The 10,355-nt window shown below is 32.7% G+C and carries 12 protein-coding genes; 6 read left to right on the top strand and 6 right to left on the bottom strand.

Annotation, left to right across the window (positions count from 1 at the left end):
• Both WDZ41_01510 and WDZ41_01505 read right to left on the bottom strand, forming a co-directional pair.
• A partial coding sequence (locus WDZ41_01510; protein ID MEX0940014.1) for a hypothetical protein occupies positions 1 to 652 on the bottom strand: 652 nt, incomplete at its 3' end.
• An 81-nt stretch (positions 653 to 733) separates the two neighbouring features.
• Positions 734 to 1,093: a MerR family transcriptional regulator gene (locus tag WDZ41_01505; protein MEX0940013.1), complete on the bottom strand. Its 360-nt coding sequence runs from the start codon at positions 1,091 to 1,093 to the stop codon at positions 734 to 736.
• Between the two features lie 197 nt (positions 1,094 to 1,290).
• On the opposite strand from WDZ41_01505, the gene yidC reads away from it, so the two are divergent.
• The gene (yidC, locus tag WDZ41_01500) at positions 1,291 to 2,874 is read left to right on the top strand and encodes a membrane protein insertase YidC (protein ID MEX0940012.1); all 1,584 of its coding nucleotides are present in this window, start codon (positions 1,291 to 1,293) and stop codon (positions 2,872 to 2,874) included.
• On the top strand, positions 2,871 to 3,470 hold the full coding sequence (gene recR, locus WDZ41_01495) for a recombination mediator RecR (protein MEX0940011.1): 600 nt from the start codon (positions 2,871 to 2,873) through the stop codon (positions 3,468 to 3,470). The genes yidC and recR overlap by 4 nt, the downstream gene beginning before the upstream one ends.
• Here the strand turns inward: recR and WDZ41_01490 are convergent.
• Positions 3,467 to 3,664, bottom strand: a complete 198-nt coding sequence (locus WDZ41_01490; protein ID MEX0940010.1) for a hypothetical protein — start codon at positions 3,662 to 3,664, stop codon at positions 3,467 to 3,469. The two genes, recR and WDZ41_01490, sit on opposite strands and share 4 nt — an antisense overlap.
• Before the next feature lie 163 nt (positions 3,665 to 3,827).
• Between WDZ41_01490 and WDZ41_01485 the strand changes: the two genes are divergently transcribed.
• Positions 3,828 to 5,120, top strand: coding sequence for an aminopeptidase P N-terminal domain-containing protein (locus tag WDZ41_01485; protein ID MEX0940009.1), 1,293 nt, complete (start codon positions 3,828 to 3,830; stop codon positions 5,118 to 5,120).
• Here WDZ41_01485 and WDZ41_01480 read toward each other — a convergent pair.
• Both WDZ41_01480 and WDZ41_01475 read right to left on the bottom strand, forming a co-directional pair.
• Complete coding sequence (locus WDZ41_01480) at positions 5,117 to 5,524, bottom strand: hypothetical protein (protein MEX0940008.1); 408 nt, start codon at positions 5,522 to 5,524, stop codon at positions 5,117 to 5,119. The two genes, WDZ41_01485 and WDZ41_01480, sit on opposite strands and share 4 nt — an antisense overlap.
• A 91-nt stretch (positions 5,525 to 5,615) precedes the next feature.
• The gene (locus WDZ41_01475) at positions 5,616 to 7,205 is read right to left on the bottom strand and encodes a Na+/H+ antiporter NhaC family protein (GenBank protein ID MEX0940007.1); all 1,590 of its coding nucleotides are present in this window, start codon (positions 7,203 to 7,205) and stop codon (positions 5,616 to 5,618) included.
• A gap of 344 nt (positions 7,206 to 7,549) precedes the next feature.
• Between WDZ41_01475 and rplM the strand changes: the two genes are divergently transcribed.
• Positions 7,550 to 7,972, top strand: coding sequence for a 50S ribosomal protein L13 (rplM, locus tag WDZ41_01470; protein ID MEX0940006.1), 423 nt, complete (start codon positions 7,550 to 7,552; stop codon positions 7,970 to 7,972).
• Between the two features lie 70 nt (positions 7,973 to 8,042).
• Here rplM and WDZ41_01465 read toward each other — a convergent pair whose 3' ends face one another.
• Entirely contained in the window at positions 8,043 to 9,143 is a 1,101-nt protein-coding gene (locus WDZ41_01465) for a site-2 protease family protein (protein ID MEX0940005.1), read from the bottom strand.
• Between the two features lie 325 nt (positions 9,144 to 9,468).
• Here WDZ41_01465 and rpsL point away from each other — a divergent pair, with 325 nt between their 5' ends.
• Positions 9,469 to 9,843, top strand: a complete 375-nt coding sequence (rpsL, locus tag WDZ41_01460) for a 30S ribosomal protein S12 (protein MEX0940004.1) — start codon at positions 9,469 to 9,471, stop codon at positions 9,841 to 9,843.
• Between the two features lie 20 nt (positions 9,844 to 9,863).
• A complete protein-coding gene (gene rpsG, locus WDZ41_01455) occupies positions 9,864 to 10,349 on the top strand; it encodes a 30S ribosomal protein S7 (GenBank protein ID MEX0940003.1) in 486 nt (161 codons plus the stop codon).
• Positions 10,350 to 10,355: the final 6 nt, after the last annotated feature.

The raw sequence follows: 10,355 nt of genomic DNA, 5'->3' as shown, positions 1-10,355 counted from the left end.
CATCTAATACGGTAAAAGTTGCGTTACAGCAATCTAAAATTTCATCCAAAACAGTAAACACTTCACTAAAATCAACAGTGGCAGTTATAATTAAATTATCGAGTATAGTCCATGTTTGTTCAAACTTATCACAAATCAAGATTTGTAATTGTTGAATACGTTTTTTTATAACACTTAATAATGAAAGGACTTGAGTTAAATCACAAGCACCACAACCAACAATGGCATTATTGGCTTCTGGTGATGGTGCATCTTGTCGTGGAGCACGAGGATCACTTGGCTCAAGTTGTCTAGATTCTTCTTGTTCAGGTTCTGAAATATTGTCAATAATTTCTGGCATAAGGTCAACGAGGTCTCTAATAGTCAAAAAAAATGCGCCTTCATTTAGTTTTTTATAGCATTGGTATAATAATGGAGAAGGATTGTCGCTTGTATTTATAATTGCTTGCAATATTTCTTTAAGATTAGTTTCGAAAACATTTATTTCTTCATGACCATACAAATCTAATTTTTGTTGTAACTGATTTAATTCTTCTTGCAGTTCTTGACGGGGTGATTTTGGTTCAATTGGCTCTTGGGCGAAAACTGATATTTGAAATAATATTATTAATGAAAAAAAATATACGGCAGAACCTGCCTTGTGTAAAATCATTACTACTCCTTTTTAAACAAAGCTTCTATTCTCTCAATGTACGACTATAATTTATGAACTTATGAATATCAATAATTTACATTACAAAAGCTCATGAAGTTTCATCAATTGCTTTTTCAATGCAATTATTTTTTGTAGAAGATTTTGATGTTCATTAATATTTATTTTGGTGTTATTGCTTGAAAACTCAATTACAGGAGATTTTTTGGGTTGTTCTTTTATTATTTTTTTTGCGCCAGCAATAGTAAAACCTTTTTCATACAGCAATTCTTTTATAAGTTTAAATTGCTCAAAGTCTTTTTGGTTGTAAAAACGTTGACCACCACTTGAACGTTGAGCTGAAATATGAAATTCTTTTTCCCAGAAACGAATTACAAATCGTTCGACACCAAGTTCTTGGGCAAGTTTTCCAATACGAAATTGTTCTATTGAATCTTTCATACCCTATTCCTTTTTTTTATAAAAAGATTCTTCTGAAGTTATGATTTTAAGAATAGTAATAATTCGTTATAATGCAAGAATCAAAATTCATAAAACTGTCTATTTTTTAAAAGAATCATGCTAGCTCAATACTTTTTTATTTGTTACACTGATTTATACAATTATATTTCCCACTCAATCATAGAGAGGCTTACTATATGAAAATTAAAGAATTATTAGTTCCATTATTATTAGCGCTTCTTGTAACTTGGGGTATGCAATATTATTTTGGTCCAAGCGAATCTGTTGTGAATGATCAAGTTAAATCAGGACAACGATTTGTAGCACCAACAAAACCTGAAATTCAAGTTCATAAACCATTGAATACCGAAATTGATTTTCTTGATGCAAAAGCAACTAGAAAAACAATAGTGACTACTATAGAAACTAATAGTGCTCGATATGAATTTTCTAATGACGGTGCTTCGTTAATTCGGGTTGAATTTAGACGTAACTGGGGTGGCAAAGAAGGATATCTAACTACCTTGTTTCCTCCAGCTGCTAATGAAAAAGAAAATCGCACTTTCTTAATTGCGTTTGATGAAAAGACACCGTATTATTTTGATTTTATTAATAAAAAAGAAGAAGCGGATTATTTTGTTCTTTCTTATAAAACATCGTTTGATAATGGTACGCTTGATAAAACCTTTCTGATTTATAAAGAAAATTATCGTATTGATTTAAAGCTTTCATTTACCGTGAAAGAGGGTACAACAATCATTCCACGTATTTTCTTTAATTCACCATTATTGCCAGGTCTAGGATCCGAAAGTGCTACAAGAACAAAAGATGTAGTATCGGGTGTGATTAATGAGGGACCAAAGTCTATAAAAATTTATCCATTTAATGATGAAACAATTAATTCATATTGGTCTAATCCAACCCTGTTTGGTTCACAAGATCGTTATTTTGTACACACCATGGTTAGAGACCCTCATAACTTTGCACAACGAGGTTATTTTAAAGCAGTAGAAATAGAAAATCTTTTTTCTATTTTAGAAGGACCGAAGCTTACAAGAGATAGTACATATGAATTATCTTTTTATGTTGGCCCTAAAGAAGATGACGTTATGGCAGCGATTGATCCGCGATTAGAACAGACATTAAATTATGGCTGGTTTTCATTTATTTCCAAACCGTTATCAAAATTTTTACTTGATGTGTTAAATATAATATACAGCTATGTACAAAATTATGGTTGGGCAATTATTATTTTAACTATTTTATTAAAATTACTTCTGTTGCCGTTTACTTATCGAGTGGAAGACCAGAAAGAAATGTTGAAAAGAAGCCAAGAATATACAAGAAAGTTGGAACACATTCGTGCCAAATATAAAGACAATCCACAAGCATTAGCACAGGCACAAGGGGAACTCGTAAAAAAACAAGGGTTTGGAGGATTTACTGGTTGCTTGCCGTTACTATTACAAATGCCATTTTTCTGGGCATTAGGTATTATTTTATCAAATGCAATTGAATTATATAGAGCACCCTTTCTCTGGGTTCCAGATCTTTCAGCGCCAGATCCATATTATCTTCTACCAATTTTGGCTGGTATAAGTATTCTTTTGCATACCTTTACTATAAGCCAAGATCCTAAACAGCGTATTTCTTCAAGTGTTTTGGCAATTTTTGTAGCAGCATTGTTTTCAAGTTTTTCTGCTGGTTTAGTGTTATTCATTATGATGGGAACTCTGCTTGGTGTTTTACAATCAATAGTTATAAGGCAAATTAAAGCATGATTGAACACAGCCCTGTTTTTAAACAGTTATTAAAAAGTTTGCAGCAGGTGCCCTATCTTGCATCAAAAAATTTATACCGGGTAGCTGCTCATTTTTTATCATTAGATTCAGTAAAAGCCGAGCAGTTTTGTAAAGCTATCTTGCAAGCAAAAGAATATATTGCTCAGTGTGAACGCTGTTGTACTTGGAAAGAAAAAAAAGAAAAATGTTTTTTTTGTGATTCTCCTAAACGTATGCATGATGTAATTTGCGTGGTTGAAACTTGGCAAGAATTAATAACAATAGAAAAGACTGGGGGCTATACAGGGTTATATCATGTACTTGGTGGTGCAATTTATCCTTTAGAAGGCGTGGGGCCTGAAAATTTAACTATTGATCAATTAGTTGCACGAGTAGATGATGATATCAAAGAAATTATTTTGGCAACTAATCAGACGCCAGAAGGTGAGGCAACGGCTTCTTATATAGTAAACCAGTTGAAAAGTAAAAATATAAAAATTTCATGCTTAGCCCGTGGTATTCCAGTTGGCTCTTCGCTTGAATATATGGATCGCGTTACTTTATACAAAGCATTATCTGACCGTAGACCTTATTAGCTTGGTACATCTTGGCATTCAGCAGTACTTTCATCACTTCCTACTACTTCACAATTATTGCATTCTGTACAACATTCTTTTGAAACCCAGCGACCCTTTTTACAACATTCTTCACAATCTACTGCAACTAATGAACGAAGGGCAAAGAAGGTAATGATAATTGCCATAAGCTTTAAAAACATATCTTTATTCATGATTTTATTCCTTTAATTTTTTTAGTAAACTCCCCATAATTAATTATATCAATTTCTATTAGAAAATATCAATAGTTGGATAGTGGAAATTTTGCTATAAAAACTAAAAAAACTTTCATAATTAGATACACTAGAAAAAAATAAATCTAAAACAAGGAAGATAATGCCAAGAATTGAGAAATTAAATAATCAAATTTATATTGATAGAAGAATTGCTTTAAAAGAAAAAATACTTGCCCAATATCCTGAAGCACAAAATGGTATTATTTTGTTATTCGCTAATTTTGAGCAAGAGCAAAATATTTTTAAACAAGACTCTTCATTTTATTATTTAACGGGGATTAACGAACCGGCGACGGCGCTGCTTCTTGATCTAGCTGATGATACTGCAATTTTTTATATGCCTAATTTTGGTGATCAACGAAAAAAATGGGTTAAGATTGCAATTAATAACGATGAAAAAAATTTATATGGTTTTACGGATATTGCATATTTAGGAGAGCCTTGTACTGGTTATCAATGTCATCCATTTTTTTCTGCGAATGAATACAGCAATTTATTAAATCGATTACAAATATATATAGATCAAAAAAGGCCCATCTATACTTTTAATCCACAAAGGAATAGTGCTTATCTAGAGCAACGATTTATTTTACAACGGATTAATTCGTTAATTAATAACTTTGCTGAATCTTTAATAGATATTTCTGCACTTGTAGCTCAAATGAGACGCAAAAAAACAACAGCAGAACTTGAATTACTTTATAAAGCAATTGATATCACCATGGAAAGCCATCTTGCTGTCGCTCGCATGATTAAAGCGGGAAAATATGAATATGAAATGCAAGCTTTAATTGAATATATGTTTATTGCTACTGGTGGCTCAATTGCATTTCCAAGTATTGTAGCAAGCGGAAAAGATAGTACCGTACTTCATTATCATGATAACAATAAAGTATTAGAAGATAATCAATTGGTAGTTGTTGATATTGGTGCAGAATATAATCATTATTGTGCAGATTTAACAAGGACATATCCAGTTTCAGGAAAATTTACTGATAGACAGCGCGAAATATATGAAATAGTACTTGAGACGCAAGAATTTATAGCAAATACTGCACAACCGGGCTATTGGTTAGCAAATAAAGATCAGAAAGATAAATCATTACATCATATTGCACAAGAATTTTTAGAAGAAAAAGGATATAATACCTATTTTATTCATGGGATCGGTCATTTTTTAGGATTAGATGTGCATGATGTGGGAGATTATATGCAGCCACTTGCGCCAGGAGATGTTATAACTATTGAACCAGGTATTTATTTGCCAGATGAAGACTTAGGTGTGCGCATTGAAGATAACTATTGGATTGTAGAAGATGGCGCAATATGTTTAAGCGAAGAACTTCCAAAACAACCGGATGTTATTGAAGAAATTATGCGTATAAATAATTAATTTGACGATAATTTATACTGTTTAAGTAAAATATCAAATTGAGCTATAAGTTGTTTGCTTGATAGTAATAATCCTATGCCCACTACGGTTAACCCAAGGCCAGCGATTACTTTGTTAATTCCATTTTTAATATAAGAATTCGTTTTTCTTCTGTATTTTAGTGAAGGAAACGTTTTTGTGTATTTTTCTAAGCTGTTAGATTGAGGGTTCAGTACTTCTTCAAGACCATTTTTAAGTAAAAGTAATCCAATTATAGCACCGGTAGATGCAACAATTGAAAAGCTAAGTGGTCGTGAGTCTGTTGAGTTTTGAGAGAAAAATGAATCAAAGCTTATTGCATAATCATTAGTATGTATTGAAAAAAACAAAATTACCAAAATTAATAAAAAAATATTCTTTTTCATGAATCTCTCTCCTTTTTTATACTATTGCCTATTTTAAGTGACAATACAAAATGAATGCAAGAATATTTTTTATTATTTACTGATTACTTAGTTAAGCCTTTTTTTGTAGATAATGAATTGTTAATAATATTATTTGACTTATACCTATAGCAAGTATTAATGGTATTATAGCTGCTATCCAGTAACCAAAAGGAATTAATAAGCCAGAAACAAAATAAGCAATAACGGTACTCAAAAGTGCAGGAAGTGCATAAGGCAATTGTGTATAAACATGATCATCTAAATAACAACCAGCACTTGTTGCTGACATAACGGTAGTAGTAGCTATAGGAGAAACATGATCGCCGGCAACAGCACCAGCAAAGATACTGCCAATAATAGGATATAAAAAGTTCAATGTTGCCGGATCAGCATACAACGTTATGTTAAAGAATGATCCAATCATTGGAATCGCGATAGGAATCATAACAGCGATAGTTCCCCATGAAGAACCAGTGGCTACCGATGTTGCTAAAGAAGCTAAAAAGAACATGCAGGGCAAAAGGAAGCCAGGCATGGAACCAATTAATATGGTTGCGATATATTGTCCTGTTTTGAGATCACTTTTTAGCATTGTGCTAAAAGTAAATGCAAGTAACAAAATGATAATTGAGTCCCCCATTAAATTCCACCCGCCTTTAAATAATGTATTGAGAGATTTAAAGGAAACAAGCCCACGTACCATCATTTGTATTAAATTTAAAATTAATGATGCTAAACATCCAAGAAATAACGCAAGAAAAATATCAGCTTGTTGAATCGTTTTTAATAAAGCATTTGTACCGCCTAATAAAACTGAATTTCCTGAATATAAAATGCCAAAAATAATAAATAAAATAAGCGAGCCGATTGGTAAAATAAAATCAATAACATGTCCTTGCATGCCACACGCTTCGGTTTGCATTTCTGGCAATGGTGATTTGCCACCAAACAAATTACCAGTTTGTGCTGCGATTTGCTCATGTTTTTTCATGCGGCCAAAAGATATAGAAAAACCGACAATTACCCAGACTGATGCAATTACAGCAAAAGAATAAAATATAAACGGGATTGATTTAAGATAAGTCAAAAAAGGATCAGCTAAAATAATTGGCTTATCTGCCTTATCTAATGATATGCCGGCTTTATTTAATTGCATCAATAGCATGGCTATCCAAGTAGATATTGGCATAATAATTACTAAAGGAGATGCTAATGAATCGATTAAAAAAGCTAATTTTGCTCGGGGTATTTTGAAATTATCCATAAGAGGTTTCATAATACAACCAACCGTTAAACTACTAAAAAAATCATCAATCATAAATAAGAATGAGAGAATAATGGTCGAAATTTTAGTTGAACGTGGGGTTCGTAATAATTTTTTTATTGCGTTTCCGTATGCAGTTGCGCCGCCGGTTATGCTAATTAAAGTAATTAACATTCCCAGAAAAATAAGAAAACCGAACGTATATATATTGAGAGGATCGGATAATTCTTGCCATAATCTCAGACCCAGAAGCTGCAATGTGGGAATGAATGAAAAATGTGTAACAATTAAGCCGGCAGAAATAATGCCTACGATTAATGAAGTAAGGACCTGTCGAGTAATAATTGCTAAACTTAATACAAGAAGTGGTGGTAATAAAACAAGCCATGATTGCATGAGTAAATCCTTATAAATTTATATTTTACCTTAAAAATTACTTTTTAATGTAAACATCTTAGGCAAATATGTGAATTTTTTTATAAAAAAATCATTAAAATCGGTGTTTTTTAAGCTTTTTAAAGTGGCAATCAAAATAGATATGAATTTTATTGATTAATAAGCAGGCTAGAATGATACAGGAGTATTTTTAGCTGTTTTGAACCTTAAAAAATGAGAACCAATCTGAAATTTACATTGACGAGTAAGTAATTTTTTTCTATCATAATAAAAACCTCGTTCGTTTTAATAAAGATGTTTCCGGAATATATATCTGAAAGATTTTGCTAGTTTAAGGACTTGCTATGGATTTTAATAAGGCCTTTTTTCTCAAAAAAGAAGAACATAAACCCCGTTGGGTAGTAAAAAATGCGCAAGGACGTGTTTTGGGACGTTTAGCGACAGAAATTGCTGATCAATTACGTGGCAAAGATAAACCTATTTATACGCCACACAGTGATGCTGGTGATTATGTGGTTGTTATCAATGCCAAAGATATTGTGTTGACAGGTAATAAATGGGAAGACAAAATTTATGACCGATATACCGGATGGGTTGGTGGTTATAAAACTATAACAGCTGAAGAGTTAATGAAAAAGCATCCAACAAGAATTATTGAGCTTGCAGTAAAACGTATGCTCCCTAAAAATAAACTTGGACGAGCAATGTTCAAAAAACTCCGTATATATGCAGGTGCTGAGCATCCTCATCGTGCGCAAATTTCATAGAATATTTTGATTTAAATAAAAAAAGCGGGGCCAATTATTGGCCCCGCTTTTTTTATTGTCTTATTTTTTTTTAGCTCATAAACATTCGCATAATATCTTTTATGCTTAAGAAAACTGCTAATGCCATTACAGCTAACCAACAAGCATAATGAATATATATTTTCACTTGTTCAGGTAATGGTCTACGAATAATAGCTTCAATAGTATAAAAGAGTGCTTGACCGCCATCCATAATTGGTATTGGTATAACATTGAGCACGGCAAGATTTATACTGATAAAGGCTAATAATAAGAATAATATTTTCGGTCCTTGCTGAGCACCTTTGATAGTCTGAGAAATTACCATAAGAGGACCGCCTAGATTTTCAATAGTACGTTGTCTGAACATTGAAGTAAAGATCGAAAAAACTTGTTTGATTATAGTATGTGTGGCATGTATGCCCATTTTTATTGATTCAAAAAAATTATATTGCGGTATTTCTATATCAAAGTCAATGCCCAAATAACCAAATATTTGATTTTGTATTTTGCGTTCGCCAATTTTAATTTCAAGGGGGATAATTTCTTTATTGCGTTTAATAGTAGCGGTAACAGATTGATTTGCATTGTTTTTTAAAAACATCATTAATTCAAGAAGTTTATTTTGTACGTTGACTTTATCAATGGTTAAAATAATATCACCTTCTTGCAGGTTGGATTGTGCTGCAGGAGACTCCTTTTCAATGCTTTTGATTTTAGTAGTAGCATGCAGAGGATAAATAAGCGGTGATTTTGGCATGCCCGTAAAATACAATGCTGATAATGCAACATAAGCAAATAAAATATTAAAAATGATACCGCCTGCTATAACAAGCATTTTTTGGTAATATGGTTTTTGTGCAAAAGAATATTGTTTATCTTTGATGGGTTCTTGATCGTCTTCTGTGCCAGCAATTTCCACGTAACCACCTAAAGGGATTGCCGATAATGCAAATTCAGTATCACCAAATTTTTTTTTGAAAATACGCGGTCCCATACCAATTGAAAATGAAGGAGTTTTGATTTTAAAAATTTTACAAAATATAAAATGACCGAATTCATGAAATCCTATAAGAAAGCCAATTCCTAAAATAGCAATAACAATGAAAAATAATGTTCCTACTAGATTGGTAAAATATGATACAAAGACCATTTATGAACTCCTTATATTATTTTGCGTATTAAATTGCGTATAAAATACTTTTTTTGCAAAAATTTACTTATTTTCTTGATAAACTACCCGATAAAGGTATCAATAATATTAAAATTCGTCTATTTAATTTCATCTATTTTGTTTTTCTTTATTCAATTCCACTTGAAAAAATTGTCGAAAAGTTTAAAATATTAATAAACCCGTAAAGATTTCAAAGGTTTTTCATAAAAAATAGGTATTAGACCGCCAGTCAAGAGACTTGGCTTTGTTTGGCCTATAGGATATTAAGCGTTAATTTTTATTTAACCATTAGGATTTTTTTGCTATGCCTACAATTAATCAACTTTCTCGTAAGGGAAGAAAAAAGGTGACAAGTAAGTCAAAAAGTGCCGCATTAAAAGGGGCGCCTCAAGCGCGTGGTGTATGTACCCGTGTATTTACTACAACACCAAAAAAGCCGAATTCAGCGCTTCGAAAAGTAGCTCGTGTAAAGCTTTCAACTGGTATTGAAGTCACTGCATATATACCTGGCGAAGGCCACAATTTACAAGAACATTCTGTTGTGCTTGTGCGCGGTGGTAGAGTGCCTGATTTGCCTGGTGTAAAATATCACATTGTTCGTGGTGCATTAGATTGCGCTGGAGTAGAAAACAGAAAACAAGCTCGTTCCCTGTATGGGGCTAAAAAGCCTAAATCGTAGTAGAAGGAAGGTAAGACTGTATGGCACGACGCAAAAAAGTTACCACATATCGACGCGATATTGGTGTAGATGAACTATATGGATCAGAATTAGTTCAAAAATTTATTAATGTTATTATGTGGCGCGGCAAAAAAAATGTAGCCCGCAAAATAGTTTATGAGGCGATAGAAGCCTTGGTGAAAAAAACTGACGGAGACAAAGAAAAAGGCTTGCAAATGTTCAAGCAGGCATTTGATCAAATAACCCCTGCTGTGGAGGTTCGTCCTCGCCGAGTTGGTGGTAGTGTTTATCAAATACCGATGGAAGTAGAAGCGAATCGTGCTCGTTCTTTAGCGATGCGTTGGTTAATCCAAGCAGCTGCATCACGCTCAGATAAAACAATGGGTAAGCGTTTAGCGACAGAATTGCTTGAAGCGCGAGAAGGAAGAGGTCTCGCAGTGAAGAAAAAATTAGATGTACAGAAAATGGCTGAAGCAAATCGTGCATTTTCTCATTATGCATGGTAATTCGAC

The organism is Candidatus Babeliales bacterium (assembly GCA_040879965.1).
Lineage (GTDB): Bacteria > Babelota > Babeliae > Babelales > JACPOV01 > JBBDJI01.
This window is presented reverse-complemented; position numbering and strand designations above follow the sequence as displayed.

Bases quoted from the DNA above. Each gene is read 5' to 3' on its own strand.
- rpsL (MEX0940004.1), top strand. From the start codon at position 9,469: ATGCCTACAATTAATCAACTTTCTCGTAAGGGAAGAAAAAAGGTGACA.
- WDZ41_01490 (MEX0940010.1), bottom strand. From the start codon at position 3,664: ATGAATAAAGATATGTTTTTAAAGCTTATGGCAATTATCATTACCTTC.
- WDZ41_01475 (MEX0940007.1), bottom strand. From the start codon at position 7,205: ATGCAATCATGGCTTGTTTTATTACCACCACTTCTTGTATTAAGTTTA.
- yidC (MEX0940012.1), top strand. From the start codon at position 1,291: ATGAAAATTAAAGAATTATTAGTTCCATTATTATTAGCGCTTCTTGTA.
- rpsG (MEX0940003.1), top strand. From the start codon at position 9,864: ATGGCACGACGCAAAAAAGTTACCACATATCGACGCGATATTGGTGTA.
- WDZ41_01465 (MEX0940005.1), bottom strand. From the start codon at position 9,143: ATGGTCTTTGTATCATATTTTACCAATCTAGTAGGAACATTATTTTTC.
- WDZ41_01505 (MEX0940013.1), bottom strand. From the start codon at position 1,093: ATGAAAGATTCAATAGAACAATTTCGTATTGGAAAACTTGCCCAAGAA.
- WDZ41_01485 (MEX0940009.1), top strand. From the start codon at position 3,828: ATGCCAAGAATTGAGAAATTAAATAATCAAATTTATATTGATAGAAGA.
- WDZ41_01480 (MEX0940008.1), bottom strand. From the start codon at position 5,524: ATGAAAAAGAATATTTTTTTATTAATTTTGGTAATTTTGTTTTTTTCA.
- rplM (MEX0940006.1), top strand. From the start codon at position 7,550: ATGGATTTTAATAAGGCCTTTTTTCTCAAAAAAGAAGAACATAAACCC.
- recR (MEX0940011.1), top strand. From the start codon at position 2,871: ATGATTGAACACAGCCCTGTTTTTAAACAGTTATTAAAAAGTTTGCAG.